The organism is Neisseria lactamica, from assembly GCF_901482445.1.
GTDB lineage: Bacteria > Pseudomonadota > Gammaproteobacteria > Burkholderiales > Neisseriaceae > Neisseria > Neisseria lactamica.
Genome location: NZ_LR590477.1, coordinates 1,992,789 through 2,010,887 on the forward strand (window position 1 = coordinate 1,992,789; position 18,099 = coordinate 2,010,887).

The 18,099-nt window shown below is 53.6% G+C and carries 14 protein-coding genes and 3 pseudogenes; 4 read left to right on the forward strand and 13 right to left on the reverse strand.

The annotated features are described in order from the left end of the window. Positions 1-20 precede the first annotated feature (20 nt). A complete protein-coding gene (gene miaB, locus FGL10_RS10815) occupies positions 21-1,349 on the reverse strand; it encodes a tRNA (N6-isopentenyl adenosine(37)-C2)-methylthiotransferase MiaB (RefSeq protein WP_036475263.1) in 1,329 nt (442 codons plus the stop codon). A 51-nt stretch (positions 1,350-1,400) separates the two neighbouring features. On the opposite strand from miaB, the gene FGL10_RS12195 reads away from it, so the two are divergent. From FGL10_RS12195 to hemL, 3 genes are all read left to right on the forward strand, one after another. Next, positions 1,401-1,538, forward strand: a complete 138-nt coding sequence (locus FGL10_RS12195) for a hypothetical protein (protein ID WP_169740407.1) — start codon at positions 1,401-1,403, stop codon at positions 1,536-1,538. A gap of 12 nt (positions 1,539-1,550) precedes the next feature. Further along, positions 1,551-1,964 (forward strand): hypothetical protein, encoded by a 414-nt coding sequence (locus tag FGL10_RS10820; RefSeq protein WP_003708272.1) that lies wholly within the window; start codon positions 1,551-1,553, stop codon positions 1,962-1,964. A gap of 63 nt (positions 1,965-2,027) precedes the next feature. Continuing rightward, positions 2,028-3,311, forward strand: coding sequence for a glutamate-1-semialdehyde 2,1-aminomutase (hemL, locus tag FGL10_RS10825; RefSeq protein ID WP_003708270.1), 1,284 nt, complete (start codon positions 2,028-2,030; stop codon positions 3,309-3,311). A gap of 496 nt (positions 3,312-3,807) precedes the next feature. On the opposite strand, the gene orn is transcribed toward hemL, so the two are convergent. The 6 genes and pseudogenes from orn to FGL10_RS10865 form a co-directional block, all read right to left on the reverse strand. After that, positions 3,808-4,371 carry an oligoribonuclease gene (gene orn / locus FGL10_RS10840; protein ID WP_003708266.1) on the reverse strand — a complete coding sequence of 188 codons (564 nt, stop codon included), beginning with the start codon at positions 4,369-4,371 and terminating at the stop codon, positions 3,808-3,810. 17 nt (positions 4,372-4,388) lie between these two features. Next, positions 4,389-5,272, reverse strand: a pseudogene (gene prmA / locus FGL10_RS10845) (50S ribosomal protein L11 methyltransferase). A gap of 232 nt (positions 5,273-5,504) precedes the next feature. Next, positions 5,505-6,023, reverse strand: a complete 519-nt coding sequence (locus tag FGL10_RS10850; RefSeq protein WP_230455303.1) for a hypothetical protein — start codon at positions 6,021-6,023, stop codon at positions 5,505-5,507. Positions 6,024-6,174: 151 nt separating this feature from the next. Then, complete coding sequence (gene accC, locus FGL10_RS10855) at positions 6,175-7,536, reverse strand: acetyl-CoA carboxylase biotin carboxylase subunit (protein ID WP_036469497.1); 1,362 nt, start codon at positions 7,534-7,536, stop codon at positions 6,175-6,177. Between the two features lie 115 nt (positions 7,537-7,651). Then, positions 7,652-8,104: an acetyl-CoA carboxylase biotin carboxyl carrier protein gene (gene accB / locus FGL10_RS10860; RefSeq protein WP_002229908.1), complete on the reverse strand. Its 453-nt coding sequence runs from the start codon at positions 8,102-8,104 to the stop codon at positions 7,652-7,654. Beyond that, positions 8,086-8,345 (reverse strand): annotated as a pseudogene (locus FGL10_RS10865) (acetyl-CoA carboxylase). The gene accB and the pseudogene FGL10_RS10865 overlap by 19 nt, the downstream one beginning before the upstream one ends. A 116-nt stretch (positions 8,346-8,461) precedes the next feature. On the opposite strand from FGL10_RS10865, the gene queA reads away from it, so the two are divergent. Next, entirely contained in the window at positions 8,462-9,502 is a 1,041-nt protein-coding gene (queA, locus tag FGL10_RS10870; RefSeq protein WP_050774471.1) for a tRNA preQ1(34) S-adenosylmethionine ribosyltransferase-isomerase QueA, read from the forward strand. 177 nt (positions 9,503-9,679) lie between these two features. Here the strand turns inward: queA and carB are convergent, their stop codons facing one another. From carB to FGL10_RS10915, 6 genes and pseudogenes are all read right to left on the reverse strand, one after another. Further along, entirely contained in the window at positions 9,680-12,895 is a 3,216-nt protein-coding gene (gene carB / locus FGL10_RS10875; protein WP_003711397.1) for a carbamoyl-phosphate synthase large subunit, read from the reverse strand. Positions 12,896-12,924: 29 nt separating this feature from the next. Beyond that, positions 12,925-13,562 (reverse strand): annotated as a pseudogene (locus FGL10_RS12950) (DUF6037 family protein). 736 nt (positions 13,563-14,298) lie between these two features. Further along, a complete protein-coding gene (locus FGL10_RS10885) occupies positions 14,299-14,694 on the reverse strand; it encodes an endonuclease domain-containing protein (RefSeq protein ID WP_003711589.1) in 396 nt (131 codons plus the stop codon). 141 nt (positions 14,695-14,835) lie between these two features. Further along, positions 14,836-15,093, reverse strand: coding sequence for a SemiSWEET family transporter (locus FGL10_RS10890; protein ID WP_003711592.1), 258 nt, complete (start codon positions 15,091-15,093; stop codon positions 14,836-14,838). Positions 15,094-15,154: 61 nt separating this feature from the next. Continuing rightward, positions 15,155-16,285, reverse strand: coding sequence for a glutamine-hydrolyzing carbamoyl-phosphate synthase small subunit (gene carA / locus FGL10_RS10895; RefSeq protein ID WP_003712586.1), 1,131 nt, complete (start codon positions 16,283-16,285; stop codon positions 15,155-15,157). Between the two features lie 659 nt (positions 16,286-16,944). Then, a complete protein-coding gene (locus FGL10_RS10915; protein WP_003711642.1) occupies positions 16,945-17,901 on the reverse strand; it encodes an IS110 family RNA-guided transposase in 957 nt (318 codons plus the stop codon). Between the last annotated feature and the right edge of the window lie 198 nt (positions 17,902-18,099).

An 18,099-nucleotide genomic window follows, 5' to 3' on the forward strand; every position in this document is an offset into this window, starting at 1 on the left:
CATTTTTGCGGCGGGGGAAATCAAATGCTGACGGTTTTTCCGCGCAGGGAGAAGGTGTAGGCCTCGGTGATTTCCAAATCAATCATTTGGTTGATCATGTCGGGCGTGCCGGTAAAGTTGACCACGCGGTTGTTGGCGGTACGGGCTTGGAGCTGGTCGGGGTCTTTTTTGGAGATACCTTCGACCAGGCAGCGTTGAACCGTGCCGACCATCGTTTGGTTGATGCGAGCGGTTTCGGCTTCGATGACTTCGTTCAGAGCTTCGAGGCGGCGCACTTTTTCTTCGTGCGGCGTGTCGTCCGGCAGGTTGGCGGCAGGCGTGCCGGGGCGCGGACTGTAAATAAAGACAAAGCTCAAGTCGAAGGCAATGTCTTTCACCAGTTTCAAGGTTTGCTCGAACTCGCGTTCGGTCTCGCCCGGGAAGCCGACGATAAAGTCGGAGCTGAGGCACAAATCAGGACGGATGGCGCGCAGTTTGCGGATGATGGATTTGTATTCCAAGGCGGTGTAGCCGCGTTTCATCGCGCTCAATACGCGGTCGGAACCGCTTTGAATCGGCAGGTGCAGGTGGGAAACCAGCTTCGGCAGGTCGCGGTAGCACTCGATAATCGAGTCGGTAAACTCGCGCGGGTGGCTGGTGGTGAAGCGCAGGCGTTCGATGCCGGGGATTTCGTGGACGATGCGCAACAAAGTGGCAAAGTCGCAGATTTCGCCGTTTTCCATTTCGCCGCGATAGGCGTTGACGTTTTGCCCTAACAGGTTGATTTCTTTCACACCTTGCTGCACCAGACCGGCAATCTCGGTCAATACGTCGTTGAGCGGTCGGGAGAATTCTTCGCCGCGCGTGTAGGGGACGACGCAGAAGGAGCAGTATTTGGAACAGCCTTCCATAATTGATACGAATGCCGCGCCGCCTTCGACGCGGGCGGGCGGCAGGTGGTCGAATTTCTCGATTTCGGGAAAGGAAATATCGACTTGCGACAGCCCGCTGGTTTCTTTGTCCACAATCATTTTGGGCAGGCGGTGCAGCGTTTGCGGGCCGAAAACCACGTCCACATAAGGCGCGCGTTTGATGATGTTTTCGCCTTCTTGCGAGGCGACGCAGCCGGCAACGCCGATGATGAGGCCGGGGTTTTTTTCTTTGAGCGGACGGACGCGCCCCAAGTCGGAAAATACTTTTTCTTGCGCTTTTTCGCGCACGGAGCAGGTGTTGAACAAGATGATGTCGGCGTCGTCGGGCTGGGTAACCTGTTCGATGCCGCCGTGTTCTTCGGCGAGGACGGCGAGCATTTTGTCGCTGTCGTATTCGTTCATCTGGCAGCCGAAGGTACGGATAAATACTTTTTTCATGGTTTGTGTCTTTCTCAGGCAGCCGTAATCGCGGGGCTGATGGTTGTTGGAATGAAAAAATTTCAGACGGCACGACGATGCCGTCTGAAAATCGGTGCGGATTATAGCACGATGTGGGTTTGGAGGCAGGATATTGTTTTAAAATATGAATTTAATCGGTCGGGACGGCTGTATAATGTTTGGCTTTAATGGGAGATGTGTATGAAACCGGCTGTATGGGCGGCATTGCTGCTGTGTGCGTGTACCAGCAATTTCGGCGACAGGGAACATCAGTTCCTGCGTGATCAGACGGAAGAAAAAATCGCGCAGTTTGCGGTTAGGGGCAAGACGACCCGGGCGGAAGTGGAAGCGCGTTTCGGGCGGCAAAATCCGTTCGGCTGTTATGCCTATCACGAGGTCAGCCTGCCGCTTTACAATTTTCTGCCGACCAATTTCATCTATATGAAATCGGAGCGGCGGCATTGGGAGTGGTGTGTGGATTACGACGGGGAGGGAGTCGTCCGAGACTACCGCTTTACACATAAAGTGGAAAAAGACGAGCGTTCCGTCATCCGGGATGCGGTTGGCGTGATCCGCAAAGAAGCGGGCAAATCCTTGTCGCAACCTGAAAAATGATAAAATGGGGCTTTCTGCTTCCAAGCCCGAAACCTGCCGTTCAGACGGCATTTGAGGATAAATATGAACCGTAACGAAATTTTATTCGACCGCGCCAAGGCGGTCATCCCCGGCGGTGTGAATTCGCCAGTCCGCGCATTCGGCAGCGTCGGCGGCGTACCGCGCTTCATCAAAAAAGCCGAAGGCGCGTATGTTTGGGATGAAAACGGCACGCGCTACACCGACTATGTCGGCTCTTGGGGCCCTGCGATTGTCGGACACGCGCACCCCGAAGTCGTCGAAGCCGTGCGCGAAGCCGCGTTGGGCGGTTTGTCGTTCGGCGCGCCCACCGAGGGCGAAATCGTCATCGCCGAACAAATCGCCGAAATTATGCCGTCTGTCGAACGGCTGCGCCTCGTCAGCTCCGGCACGGAAGCGACGATGACCGCCATCCGTCTGGCACGCGGTTTTACCGGCCGCGACAAAATCATCAAATTCGAAGGCTGCTACCACGGCCATTCCGACAGCCTGTTGGTGAAAGCAGGCAGCGGTCTGCTGACGTTTGGCAATCCTTCTTCCGCCGGCGTGCCTGCCGACTTTACCAAATACACTTTAGTCCTCGAATACAACAACATCGCCCAACTGGAAGAAGCCTTTGCCCAAAGCGGCGACGAAATCGCCTGCGTGATTGTCGAACCCTTCGTCGGCAATATGAACCTCGTCCGCCCGACCGAAGCCTTCGTCAAAGCCCTGCGCGAATTGACCGAAAAACACGGCGCGGTGTTGATTTACGACGAAGTGATGACCGGCTTCCGCGTCGCGCTCGGCGGCGCGCAATCTCTGCACGGCATCACGCCCGACCTGACCACGATGGGCAAAGTCATCGGCGGCGGTATGCCGCTTGCCGCGTTCGGCGGGCGCAAAGACATTATGGAATGTATTTCCCCGCTGGGCGGCGTGTATCAGGCAGGCACTTTGTCGGGCAACCCGATTGCCGTCGCCGCCGGCTTGAAAACGCTGGAAATCATCCGGCGCGAAGGCTTCTATGAAAACCTGACGGCGCGTACCGAACAGTTGGTTCAAGGTTTTCAGACGGCAGCGGATGCGGCGGGCATCGAGTTTGCCGCCGACAGCGTGGGCGGTATGTTCGGTCTGTATTTCGCCGCACACGCGCCGCGAAACTATGCCGATATGGCGCGTTCCAATATCGACGCTTTCAAACGCTTCTTCCACGGTATGCTCGACCGCGGCATTGCCTTCGGCCCGTCCGCTTATGAAGCAGGTTTCGTTTCTGCCGCGCATACGCCCGAGCTGATTGACGAAACGGTTGCGGTTGCGGTTGAAGTGTTCAAGGCGATGGCAGGCTGATGTTTTGACGGACAGGGTTTCCCTGTTCGATTTGTTTGGCAGATTGAAGTAAGAATGCACACCGCCGTCATTCCCGCGCAGGCGGGAATCCGGACCTTTCAGTTTCTGTAATGATTGAAAATAACGGGCCGAAATCAGCCGCACCCGGCAGGAAGCCGCCGCCACCTGAAACAATGCCGTCTGAAGCCTTCAGACGGCATTTTATCGGAAGCGCATCAGAAAAAACGGATAGCGACATATGCGGTAAAAGCAAGGGCAATTACATAGATAAACCCCTTTATAAATTCAAAAGTCTCATCTATATCGCTATATTTTTCTTTCAGTTCGTCAGATTTCCGATAACGTTTCATTTTCAAGACCACTTCATGACCAACAAGCCCGACCTTCCGGATTCCCGCCTGCGCGGGAATGACGGGCGTGTATATTTTTGATTTCAATCTGCTGTAAAAATGCCGTCTGAAATGCAAACAGCGTTTCAGACGGCATTGTTTGTTTCTTATTGCGCTTCGGCTTTCGGGGCGGAAATCAGGAAGTGTTCGCGGTAGTGGCGCATTTCGTCGATGCTCTCCAAAATGTCGTCCAATGCCTTGTGCGAACCGCGTTTGACGACGCTTTTGGCAACGGGCGGATTCCAGCGTTTGGCAAGCTCTTTCAGCGTGGAAACGTCGAGGTTGCGGTAGTGGAAGTAGTTTTCCAGTTTCGGCATATATTTGACCATAAAACGCCGGTCTTGGTGGATGGAGTTGCCGCACATCGGCGTGGCGCGTCCGGGTACCCATTCCGACATAAAGTCCAGCAGTTTCTGTTCGACTTCGGCTTCGGTATGCAACGATTCGCGCACGCGCTGCGTCAGCCCCGTCCTGCCGTGTGTGGCGGTGTTCCATTCGTCCATTTTGTTCAGCACGTCGTCGCTTTGGTGGACGGCATAGACTTCGGATTGCGCCAATACATTCAAATCCGAGTCGGTAATAATCATCGCGACTTCGATAATGCGGTCGGTTTCGGGATTAAGCCCCGTCATTTCCATATCGAGCCAGCAGAGGTTGTTTTTATCCTGCACGGTGTTTCCTTTCCGTTTCAGCGTTTTACGCCGCTCAATCGCGCCCATCCTTCTTCGGTTTCCGCCGGGTCGAGGTCGAACCATTGGCTGTAAATGCCGCCGAGTTCTTCGGCCTGTTCGTCCAACAAACCGGACAACACGATGCGTCCGCCTTGTTTGGTGCGGGCGGCGAGCATTTCGCCGAGCATACGCAAAGGGTTGGCGAGGATGTTGGCGACGACGACATCGAATTGTCCGGATGGCAATTGTTCGGGCAAATAAAATTGTGCATCGACGTTGTTTTGCGCGGCGTTGTCCCTGCCGGCGCGGACGGCCTGTTCGTCAATATCGACGCCGACGGCGGAACCTGCACCGAGTTTGAGGGCGGCGATGGTCAGGATGCCCGAACCGCAGCCGTAGTCGAGGACGCTTTCGCCGTTTTTGAGTTGCGTATCCAGCCATTTGAGGCAGAGGCGCGTGGTCGGGTGGCTGCCGGTGCCGAAGGCGAGGCCGGGATCGAGGCGTAGGTTGACGGCAGTGCCTTCGGGGGCTTCGTGCCAAGAGGGGGTAATCCACAGGCGTTCGGAAATTTGGATGGGGTCGAATTGCGCTTGGGTCAGGCGTACCCAGTCTTGGTCTTCAAGGGTTTCGCCGGTGTATGCCAAGTCTTTTAATCCGCATTCTTGTGCGGCGGCATCGATGACGGCGACGGCTTCGTCGTGTTCGCCGAACAGGGCGATGACTTTGCTCTGCTGCCAGATTTGTTCGGTGGGCATACCGGGTTCGCCAAAGATGGCTTGTTCGTTTTGCGTGCCGGCGTAGGCATCTTCGATGGCGGCGGAGAGTCGTGTTCTATCAGCGCGTCGGCGAGGCGTTCGGCGACGGCATCGTTGACGTTGACGGTGATTTGTTGGTAGGGCATAACGGGCTTTCTTGGAAATATCGAAATCGGTTGCAGGCGGCAGGTGCAACACGAAGTAAAGTGAGAATAAAGTCCTCACTGAATGTTCTGTGTTAAGAATGTTTACTTCCCATTCTGAATTTTAAGTGTTAAAACGCTGTGAAGTAAATCCGGTATAAGACATGCTTTATCACTTAAAGCCATCAAGCGGTTGTTCTCTTGAATAGATTATTATATCAATTGGAGAAACAACTTATGGAGTATTCTCTAAAAAACATTGGATATTGAAATCTCTGATATTTATAAATGGTAGAATATTCTTTACTGTAATTATACTTTTAGTGAAGTTAGGCTTAACGTGTGTACCTACAATTTTATATAAAAAGAAACCGCCTTTAGTCCACTTAAAATAGAAATCGCGATTGTAAAAATTATCTCCTCCTCCATATTGAACTTTAAGTATGAAGCCTGTCCTGTATTTATTTATATTAATATTGAGATTTTTTATGTCATCTGCAGATGGTAAAGTTTTACTTATATAAGCTTCTTTATTGTCTTTTTTAATTAGAAGTATTTTGGTCAATCCTTCCGTATCCGTAAATTTATTAATTAATTGGACAATTATGCATTTTTGTCCTTGAGTCTGTATAACAATAGAAGTATCTATATCATTCTTTAAAGAAATAAGACTATTAGCCTTTCCTATTTGAAAGAGAAAAATGATAAATGCAATTAATGTTATAATCTGTTTCATCTTTTCTCTATTTTCCAAAATATTGAATGTCCGGCAGTTCCTGTAGCTTTCAGATTACTATGTACGCCTGCGGCTTTCGGCCAGCTATAGGTAAAATAATCATTCTTCCAATTAGGGAAATGCCGTCTGAACGCGGACGGGCGGTTTCAGACGGCATATCGGCGGCGGTTTATTTGTCCTGTTTGGCTTTGCGCTCTTCCAGCCAGTGTTCCAAATAATGGATGCTCACGCCTCCTTCTTGGAAGCCCGCGTCGGCGAACAGGTCGCGGTGCAGCGGCGTATTCGTTTTGATGCCGGTAATCGCCAGCTCGGCGAGGGCGACGCGCATTTTTGCCATTGCCTGTTCGCGCGTTTTGCCGTGTACGCAGATTTTGCCGATCAGGCTGTCGTAGTAAGGAGGGATGCGGTAGCCTTGGTAGATGTGGCTGTCGACGCGGATACCGAAGCCGCCGGGCAGGTGGCAGCTTTCAATCGGGCCCGGGCTGGGGATGAAGTTGTACGGGTCTTCGGCGTTGATACGGCACTCGAAGGCGTGGCCTTCGATTTTGATGTCTTTCTGTTTGTATTGCAGCGGCAGGCCGGCCGCAATGCGCAATTGCTCCTGCACGATGTCCACGCCGGTAATGAGTTCGGTAACAGGATGCTCGACCTGAACGCGCGTGTTCATCTCGATAAAGAAGAACTCGCCGTCTTCGTATAAAAATTCAAACGTACCCGCGCCCCGGTAGCCGATGCGTTTGCACGCGTCGGCACAGGCTTTGCCGATTTTTTTGCGTGCCTCTTCATCGATGAACGGGGCGGGTGCTTCCTCGATGACTTTCTGGTGGCGGCGCTGCATGGAGCAGTCGCGCTCGGCAAGGTAGACGGCGTTGCCGTGTTCGTCGGCAAGCACTTGGATTTCGACGTGGCGCGGACGTTGCAGGTAGCGTTCCATATAAACCATCGGGTTGCCGAACGCCGCGCCCGCTTCTGCCTTGGTCATTTCGACAGATTGTAGGAGGTCTTCTTTTTTCTCGACGACGCGCATACCGCGCCCGCCGCCGCCGCCCGATGCTTTGATAATCACGGGATAACCGACTTTGTCGGCGATTTTGAGGATTTCGGCATCATCGTCGGGCAGCGCGCCGTCAGAACCGGGGACGCAGGGCACGCCTGCCGCTATCATCGCGTGTTTGGCGGAAACTTTGTCGCCCATCAGGCGGATGGTGTCGGGTTTCGGGCCGATAAAGGTAAAGCCGGACTGCTCAACCTGTTCGGCAAAATCGGCGTTTTCGGCAAGGAAGCCGTAGCCCGGGTGGACAGCGTCCGCGCAGCTTACTTCGGCGGCGGCGATAATGGCGGGGACGTTGAGGTAGCTTTGGGCGGAGGCGGCAGGGCCGATGCACACGGATTCGTCGGCGAGTTTGACGTGCAGGCTGTCTTTGTCGGCCTCGGAATGCACGGCGACGGTGGCGATACCCATTTCGCGGCAGGCGCGCAGCACGCGCAAGGCGATTTCGCCCCGGTTTGCGATAAGGACTTTTTTCAGCATAATGACTGTTCCTGTGGTTCGGGCAACCCGTCCGTAAAAAAAGGGGGCTGCCAAAATGCCGGAAGGGGAAAGCATTTCAGACGGCATAGGAAGTTTATGCCGTCTGAAAACAGGATTATCCGATAATGAAGAGCGGTTCGCCGAATTCGACGGGCGTACCGTTTTCGACCAAAATTTCTTTGACCGTGCCGGATTTTTCGGCTTCGATTTCGTTCATCAGCTTCATCGCTTCGATGATGCACAGCGTGTCGCCGGCTTTAACCTGTTGGCCGACTTCGACAAAAGGCGCGGCATTCGGGCCGGGTGCGCGGTAGAACGTGCCGACCATAGGCGATTTTTGCGCGTCGGACAAATCGCGGGCGGCAGGCGCGGCGGGCGCGGATGCCGCAACGGGTGCGGCGGCGGGCGTTACGGCCGGCGCGGCGGCGGGTACGGGCGCGGCGTAAACGGGTGCGGCGGCGATGGTTCGGGTAATGCGGACTTTTTCCTCGCCTTCGGTCACTTCGATTTCGGCGATGCCCGATTCTTCAACCAAATCAATCAGTTTTTTTAATTTGCGCAAATCCATTTTTGTTCCTTTAAAGGCTGCCGGTTTTCCGGCGGGCTGTTGCGTTGGTTTTTCAGAAAACAGCCGGCTTGTGGCAACGGCGCAAACCGGGCGGAATAGGGTTGGGAAACCGCCGCCGGTGATGCCGGAAAACGGTTTTAAGAATCTGTTTATTTTCCCGAAGTTGTCGGTAAATGTCCAGTAAAATATCAAAAAACGGCGGTTTTCGGGGAAAATGTGCAGGAAGTTTGATTTTGCGCACAAGATGCCCCGGGTCAAGAGTGTTTATTCTAATCTGTTGGTTTTTCGGGCAAAGATGCCGTCTGAAAAAGGTCTAAAGTGCGTATAATGGCGGCTTGTCCGAATGAGAGTGTAGCAATGGATATCTCAGATTTTGATTTTACCCTGCCCGAAAAGCTGATTGCCCAGCATCCGCCCGAAGTGCGCGGCAGCAGCCGCCTTTTGGTTGCGTTGCCGGATATGTCCCTGCAAGACCGGGTATTCGGCGATTTGCCCGATTATGTCGAGGCGGGCGACGTTTTGGTGTTCAACAACACCAAAGTCATGAAGGCGCGGCTGTTTGGTCAAAAAGACAGCGGGGGCAGGATCGAAGCCCTGATTGAGCGCGTGTTGGACAACCATACCGCACTGGCGCACATTCGTTCGTCCAAATCGCCCAAGCCCGGTATGGGGCTGGTGTTTGAAGGCGGTATCCGCGCCGTGATGGTCGGGCGTGAGGGCGAACTGTTCTGCCTGCGTTTTGAAGGCGGTCAAACCGTTTACGAACTTTTGGAACAGAACGGACATTTGCCCCTGCCGCCTTATATCGAACGCGCCGCCGATGCGGATGACGACAGCCGTTATCAAACCGTTTATGCCAAATATCAGGGTGCGGTCGCCGCGCCGACGGCGGGCCTGCATTTTACGGAAGAACTTTTGCGCCGCCTGAAAGACAAAGGCGCGGTAACCGCAGAAGTAACCCTGCACGTCGGTGCGGGGACATTCCAACCCGTGCGTGTGGAAAAAATCGAAGAACACAAAATGCACAGCGAATGGTTTGAAGTGCCGTCTGAAACCGTCACCGCCGTTGAGGCGGCAAAAGCCCGGGGGAACAAAGTCTGGGCGGTCGGCACGACTTCCATGCGCGCCCTCGAGTCTGCCGCGCGTGCGACGGGTCGTCTGAAAGCGGGGCAGGGCGACACCGATATTTTTATCACGCCGGGCTACCGTTTTAATGTTGTCGACAGGCTGGTTACCAATTTTCATCTGCCGAAATCGACGCTGCTGATGTTGGTCAGCGCGTTTTCGGGTATGGGTCATATCCGCGCCGCGTATCGTTATGCGGTCGAACGCGAATACCGTTTCTTCAGCTACGGCGATGCGATGATTTTGGGGCGGAATGAAGGGGGAGGGCTTTAAACCGCCGCTGTCCGTTGCAAGACAGATGCCGTCTGAACCGTGGTTCGGGCGGTATTTTTATGGATGTCCGGCAGTTGGATAATCCACTATAAAAAAGAAAGTGAAGGCTATGTGCGACAAAATGCCGTCTGACACCGCAAAACGGCTTCAGACGGCATTTTTCAAGCTGATTCAGTATCAGCTGCGGTTTTTCAAACGCCCGTGCAGCTCTTGAACGCTGTACACGCCCAGATGGTCGCGGCTTTTCGCGCCTTCGCTCATCGCTTCGCCGCCGGCGGTGGTGGTGTATTGCGGCACGCGTTGCTGCAATGCGCTTTGGCGGATGATGTGGCTGTCGGACACGGATTGCGGATCGCTGGAAACGGTATTCACGACCAGTGCGATTTCACCGTTTTTTAGCGCGTCGCCGATGTGCGGGCGGCCTTCGGGGACTTTGTTGATGGTCTGCACAATCAGCCCGTGTTCGGTCAGGTATTGCGCCGTGCCGCGCGTGGCGCAGATGCCGTAGCCTAAGGCTTGGAAGTTTTTAGCGGTTTTGATGACGCGTTCTTTGTCTTCTTCGCGCACGGAGAGGAAGATTTTGCCGGTCGGATTCAGGCGTTCGCCTGCGCCGAGTTGGGCTTTGTAGTAGGCTTCGCCGAAGCTTGCGCCCACGCCCATCACTTCGCCGGTAGAGCGCATTTCCGGTCCCAAAATCGTATCCACGCCCGGGAATTTGATGAATGGGAACACGGCTTCTTTAACGGCATAGAAATCGGGGACGACTTCTTTTTCCACGCCTTGTTCTTTCAGGGAAATGCCTGCCATACAGCGTGCGCCGACTTTGGCGAGCGGCACGCCGGTGGCTTTGGAGACGAAGGGGACGGTGCGGCTGGCGCGCGGGTTTACTTCCAACACGAACACCACGCCGTCTTGTACGGCAAACTGTACGTTCATCAGACCAATCACGCCCAGCGCGTAGGCCATCGCTTTGGTTTGGCGGCGGATTTCGTCTTGGATTTCTTCGCTGAGCGAGTAGGGCGGCAGCGAGCAGCCGGAGTCGCCGGAGTGGATGCCTGCCTGTTCGACGTGCTGCATAATGCCGCCGATAACCACGTCTTTGCCGTCTGAAACGCAGTCCACATCGACCTCGATTGCGTTGTTCAAGAAGAAGTCGAGCAGCACGGGGCTGTCTTCGGAAACCTGCACGGCTTCGCGCATGTATTTTTGCAAGGCTTCGGCGGAGTGGACAATCTGCATCGCGCGTCCGCCCAAAACATAAGACGGGCGCACGACCAGCGGATAGCCGATTTCTTCGGCTTTGACGAGTGCTTCTTCTTCGTTGTGGGCGATGCGGTTGGGCGGTTGGCGCAGGCCTAAGTCGTTCAACACTTTTTGGAAGCGTTCGCGGTCTTCGGCGGCATCGATGCTGTCGGCGGACGTGCCGATGATGTTCACGCCGTTTGCCACCAAGGCATTGGCGAGTTTCAGCGGGGTTTGACCGCCGTAATGCACAATCACGCCCCACGGATTTTCGGTGCGGACGATTTCCAATACGTCTTCCAAGGTCAGCGGCTCGAAATACAGGCGGTCGCTGGTGTCGAAGTCGGTGGAAACGGTTTCGGGGTTGCAGTTCACCATGATGGTTTCAAAGCCCGATTCGCGCAGGGCGAGCGCGGCGTGAACGCGGCAGTAGTCAAACTCGATGCCCTGACCGATACGGTTCGGGCCGCCGCCGAGAATCATCACTTTTTTACGGTCGGAAGGACGCGCTTCGCATTCTTCTTCGTAAGTGGAATAGAGGTAGGCGGTTTCGGTGGCGAACTCGGCGGCGCAGGTATCGACGCGTTTATACACGGGATGCAGCTTCAGTGCGTAACGGTGTTCGCGCACTTCTTTTTCTTTTATGCCCAAAAGCTGCGCGATGCGTTTGTCGGAGAAGCCTTTGCGTTTCAGACGGCGTAGGGCGGCGTAATCCAAATCACTCAAAATGCCGTCTGAAACCGCTTTTTCTTCTTTCACCAAGTCTTCGATTTGCGCCAAGAACCAAGGGTCGATGGCGCAGATTTCGTGGATTTCTTCCAGCGTGAAGCCCGCGCGGAACGCGTCTGCCACAAACAGCATACGCTCGGGGCCGGGGTTCGCCAGTTCGCGGCGGATTTCCGCTTTGTCGGAGCTTCTCGGATTGAAGCCGCACAAGCCGGTTTCCAAGCCGCGCAGGGCTTTTTGGAAGCTTTCCTGAATGGTGCGGCCCATCGCCATTACTTCGCCCACAGATTTCATCTGCGTGGTCAGGCGGTCGTCTGCGGCAGGGAATTTTTCAAATGCGAAACGCGGGATTTTGGTCACGACATAGTCGATAGAAGGCTCGAACGACGCGGGGGTTTTGCCGCCGGTGATGTCGTTGCGCAACTCATCCAGCGTAAAGCCGACCGCCAGTTTTGCCGCCACCTTCGCAATCGGGAAGCCCGTCGCTTTGGAAGCCAGCGCGGACGAACGGCTCACGCGCGGGTTCATCTCAATCACAATCATCTCGCCGTTTTCAGGGTTTACCGCAAACTGCACGTTCGAGCCGCCCGTGTCCACGCCGATTTCGCGCAATACCGCCAACGAAGCGTTGCGCATGATTTGGTATTCTTTGTCCGTCAGCGTTTGCGCCGGCGCAACGGTGATGGAGTCGCCCGTATGCACGCCCATCGGGTCGAAGTTTTCAATCGAGCAGATGATGATGCAGTTGTCGTTCTTATCGCGTACAACCTCCATCTCGTACTCTTTCCAGCCGAGCACGGACTGCTCAATCAGCAGCTCGTGCGTGGGAGACGCATCGAAACCGCGTTCGCAAATCGCCAAAAACTCGTCTTTATTGTAGGCAATACCGCCGCCCGAACCGCCCATGGTGAAAGAAGGACGAATCAGCGTCGGGAAGCCGACCTGTTCCTGCGCCGCCAAAGCTTCGTTCATAGTGTGACAGACAAAGGATTTCGGGCAGGAGAGGCCGATTTTTTCCATCGCTTCCTTAAAGCGGCCGCGGTCTTCCGCCTTGTCGATCGCGTCTTCCGTCGCGCCAATCAGCTCGACATTGTATTTTGCCAGCACGCCGTTGCGCGCTAAATCCAGCGCACAGTTCAGCGCAGTCTGACCACCCATGGTAGGCAGAATCGCGTCAGGACGCTCCTTGGCGATAATCTTCTCCACCGTCTGCCACATAATCGGCTCGATGTAGGTAACATCCGCCATTTCAGGGTCGGTCATAATCGTGGCGGGGTTGGAATTCACCAGAATGACTTTATAGCCTTCTTCACGCAAAGCCTTGCAGGCCTGTGCGCCCGAATAGTCAAATTCGCAGGCCTGACCGATAACGATAGGGCCGGCGCCGATGATAAGGATGGATTTTAGGTCGGTACGTTTGGGCATAGGTGGGTCTTTCTTTTGAATAATTTGGATTATTGACGATTGATAACTTCTCTAATTATTTCTGCATCTGTTTTTTCATCACTTGGATTATCTGAAAAGAAAAAACTGTAATTACTATCAGCCTTAAATTTTTCATATAACCCCGGGCGTAAAATTTTTGCTTTTTCATTGTTTTCCACGCTTCTATGATTAGGATTGCCTGCCTTATTTTTTCCATTTCTACGAACGTCATAGCAATAAATAGTATTTGGTGAATTAGGTTCTAAGCGAGTAGCTACAATCCTTTTGTAAACTATATCTAAATCTTTTTTAGTTTGTGTTGGAATGAAATCTGCAAAAAAATACTAAAATTCTGAAAAATTTCTCTGATTGTCGCAGCGCCAGTCTGAACATTAATTTCAAAAAAATTAATAAAATCAGTAGCATTTTTAAAATGAACTTCATAAAAATCAGCATACGCAAATATTGAATTTTCACTATTCAAATTAAAAAACTCTAATTTTGCTTGTGCATAATCTAGTCTAGGTTCATCAGGTTTATACCTAGTCAAAATAACGGCGTATTGTCTTTGATTATAATTAAAAGGAAATGCTTCAATTATTCTATTTTTGCTTCTCATATCATTAAGCAAATCCTTTAAATTATTGAAACGAATAGACATTGCCATTTTTTAACTCCTGCGAATATGCTGCAATAATACGCAGCAAGCCGTAGCCCGTATGTAGTGTATGTGCGGTACACACGCGTTCTCTATTTTCCCTGCAACCCCAATCTACCGCGAGTGTGTCTCGCGGCACACATCCTACCGATGGGTTCAAAGACTGTCTGAAAAAACGCTCGCGGCGTTTGTTCCATCTGTCTTGCGATAAAGGCTGCCTGAAAAATTCCCGCTGTCGATGTTTCGGGCATTCTTTTTCAGACGACCTGCAACGCTTGAACCTGCTGTAACCTGCCCCCTCCCCCGTGGGGGAGGGATGGGGAGAGGGCATTCCTCGAATTTCGGCAATCTTCCCAAATACCCTAATCGCCCCAATACAAGCCTTGGGGCTTGTTGCCCTCTCTCTAGCTCTCTCCCACGGGGAGAGAGGATGAGGCGGCTGTTGGAATTAAGGGTTCTGCAAGGAAAACAGGTTGTTCAGGTTGCTTTTTTGCTTTTCAGACGACCTGAAATCAACGTCTGCAAATCTAAGTTACTTTTCAAACTGCCTGAAACCGCAAAACCTGCTGCAACCTGCTCCCTCCCCCGTGGGGGAGGGCTGGGGAGAGGGCATTCTCCGAATTGCAGCAATCTTCCCCAACACCTTCACCGCCCAAACACAAGCCTTGCGGCTTGTTGCCCTCTCTCTAACTCTCTCCCACGGGAGAGAGGATGAGGCGGCTGTTGGGGTTAAGGTTTCTGCAAACTAATCAGCTTGTGCAGCTTGCTTTTCCAATTCCTGCAATACGCGCAGGATTTCCGTGAGCACATCGTTTGTCTGCTGCAAAATTTCGTGGTCCCAAAAACGCAGTACGGTAAAGCTCAAGCTGTTGAGATATGCCGTCCGCGCGTGGTCGTATCCGGCTTGTTCTGCGTGCTGCCCGCCGTCTGCTTCGACAATCAGTTTGGGCGTTACGCACATAAAATCAACAATATAATTCCCCATCGGCTGCTGGCGGCGGAATTTGTAGCCGTTCAGACGGCCTGCCCGCAGGTGCTGCCACAATTTTGCTTCCGCCTCGCTCATTTCTTGACGCATGGCTTTGGCGCGTTGGCGCAGGATGGGGTTGTCGGCGGTCAAGAGTTTCTCGTGCGTACTCATTTTGTTGTCGGCTTACTGCCCTCTCTCTAGCTCTCTCCCACGGGGAGAGAGGACGGTGCGGCTGTTGGAATTAAGGGTTCTGTAAACTAAACAGCTTGTGCAGGCTGTTTTTTATTTCGCACAGGCCGTCTGAAAACTTCCTTAAAAGCTGGTGATAAACGTAATCAGGCCCAAAAAGATGCCGGGGATGTTTGCCAATATGACGGGGTAGTCGCGTTTTTCTTTCAAAAAGCCGTAGGCGGTCCATAATGTGCAGTTGATGGCGGCGACAAAGGGTTGCAGCGGCGATCCGTGGTTGCCCGCGAGGTTGTTTTGGATTTGCGGGATATAGGAAACGTACATACCTATGGCGGTCAGGGTTGCAGCGGCGGAAAGGATGCGTGTTTGTTTTTCGGTCAAAATATTCCTTTCTGATTTTGGGGGCGGGAAACGGTGTCGGGATGCCGTCCGAACAGCCGGTTTATTGTTTTGCCGCCTTCATATTGCCAATGAATTTGTCAAACAGATAGCCGACATCCTGCGGGCCGGGGCTGGCTTCGGGGTGGCCTTGGAAGCAGAATACGGGTTTGTCGGTCAGCTCGATGCCTTGCAAAGTATTGTCGAACAAGGATTTGTGGGTAATCCTTGCGTTGGCGGGCAGGGTGTCGGCATCGACGGCGAAGCCGTGGTTTTGGCTGGTGATGACGACTTTGCCGCTGTCCAAATCTTGCACAGGGTGGTTCGCGCCGTGGTGGCTGAAGCGCATTTTCAGGGTTTTCGCGCCGATAGCGAGGCTGATGAGCTGGTGTCCCAAGCAGATGCCGAAAATCGGTTTGCCGCTTTCCATCAGTTTTTGCACGGCTTCGATGGCGTAGGTGCAAGGCTCGGGGTCGCCGGGGCCGTTGGACAGGAACACGCCGTCGGGATTGAGTGCCAACACGTCTTCCGCGCTCGTTTGGGCGGGGACGACGGTCAGGCGGCAGCCGCGCGAGGCGAGCATACGCAGGATGTTGGTTTTCACGCCGAAATCGTAGGCGACGACGTGGTAAGGCTGTTCGTCAGGGGTAACGAAACCCTTGCCCAATTCCCATTCGCCTTCCGTCCATTCGTAAGTTTCCGTGCAGGAAACTTCTTTTGCCAAATCTTTGCCGACCATACTGCCGAACGCGGCGATGAGTTCTTGCGCTTTTTCGATTGTGGCATCCGCACCTGTCAGAATCGCGCCGCCTTGCGCACCTTTTTCGCGTAACAGCGTGGTCAGGCGGCGGGTGTCGATGTCGGCAATGGCGACGGTTTTGTTGCGTACCAGATAGTCGTGCAGGCTTTCGGAGGCGCGGAAGTTGCTGTGCAAGAGCGGCAGGTCGCGGATAATCAGGCCGGCGGCGTAAACGCTGCGGCTTTCTTCATCTTCGGCGTTGGTGCCGGTATTGCCGATGTGGGGGTAGGTGAGGGTAACGATTTGTTTGCAGTAGGACGGGTCGGTCAGGATTTCCTGATAGCCGGTTATCGAAGTGTTGAACACGACTTCGCCGGAAGTCGAACCTTCGTAACCGATTGATGTGCCGTGAAATACGCTGCCGTCAGCGAGGACGAGGAGGGCGGGGGTGCTCATGATGGGAATCCTGTTTTTAATAAAATTCTTGACAATGCCGTCTGAAGGGACTTCGGCAGGGGGCATCCGGTCGGAAAAATCCGGTCAAAAAAAAACACGCCGCGCAAGATAGACGCGTAACGTGCTTTTCGGGCAAGTGCCTATACCCTGAAAGCAGCGTATTTTAAGACGAAACCTACCCGATTTCAAGCGCAAACGCGGCAGGCGGGCTGATATGTTCGCGCGAAAACGGAAATCCGGGGCATAAAACCGCCCGCTCCGCGCCCACTATGCCCGTTACGCATTTCCCCACGTCCGCCCGGCGAAACTATGGAAATACCCGAACCGTCAGAAATACCCGAATCGTCAGGAATACCCGAATCGTCAGGAATACCCGAATCGTCATTCCCGCGCAGGCGGGAATCCAGACCCGTCGGCGCAGAAACTTATCGGGTACAACGGTTTCTTCAATCCTGAGTTCTAGATTCCCACTTTCGTGGGAATGACGGGATGTAGGTTTCCTTAATCCCGCATTCTAGATTCCCGCCTGCGCGGGAATGACGGCATCGGTTTGTCGGCGTTTCATTTGCCCCCATCCCGAAAACGCAAACAATGCCGTCTGAACGCTCTTGTAGCAACTGTATTTTTCACCCCGTCGGGCAAAAATACCAAAACTCAAATCAAGCCGTCCGGATATCGTTTTCGGCGGTATCGTTTTCGGCAAAATAATCACGTATCCGGGCATTCAATATCGTCAGCAGTTTGCGCATACATGCCGTAACGGCAACCTTATACGGCTTACCCTCGGACAGCAGGCGTTGGTAGAAATCCCGAATAAGCGGTTCAAAACGTGCCGCTGCCACGGCAGCCATATACAGCGCCTTACGCACCGCAGACCTTCCGCCGAAGCAGCGGCTTTTGAATTTGGTTTCCCCGCTCTCCCTCGGGTGCGGGGCAATGCCGATCAAACCCGCTATCCGTTTGTGGCTCAGCCGCCCCAACTCAGGCAGCATCGCCATCAGCGTAGCCGTCGTTATCGAACCGATGCCTTTGATTTGCTCTGCCACTTGGGCTTTGCCGTCAAAATGCGTGTGGGTGTGGTCGTCGATTTGTTTGTCCGATTCGCCAATCAGCCGGTCAAAATGGGCAATCAGTTGTTTGACGCTTCCGACTTGCGTTTCGTGAACCTGATGCAGACGGTTTTTCTCGGCAGTCCGCATATCCACCGGTTGGTTGCGGCGGTTGACCAAGGCTTCCAACACTTCTTCCGCTTCGGTGGGCGGTTGGTAGGGCATGGTTTGCCAACCTTCTTTCTGCATCATCATCTGCGCGAAGAAGGCGGGCATTTTGGCATCTTTGGCATCGGTTTTGGTCAGCGGCTGCGACTGGGCAAACTGATGCGTCTGACGCGGGTTGGCGATAATCACGGCTATGCCTGCCCGGCGGATGGCTTTGGCGGCGGGGATTTCGAGACCGCCGGTGCTTTCCGTCACGACGAGGGCGACGTTGTGCTTTTTAAGGTATTCGACAGTATGGGCGATACCTTTTGGGTTGTTGGTTTCGGTTTTGGTTTTAGACAAAGACGAAACGGCGATGACGAAGTTTCGTTTGGCGATGTCGATATAGTGAATTAACAAAAATCAGGACAAGGCGGCGAGCCGCAGACAGTACAAATAGTACGGCAAGGCGAGCCAACGCTGTACTGGTTTTTGTTAATTCACTATGCCTGCGTAATGGTATCGGGTACTCATCATCAACCTGCCTTGCATTCGGTTGTGTTGTCCGGCAACTGTCCGGTTGTGTCGATGGGTTGCCCTGCCGCTCCCTGAGCTGCG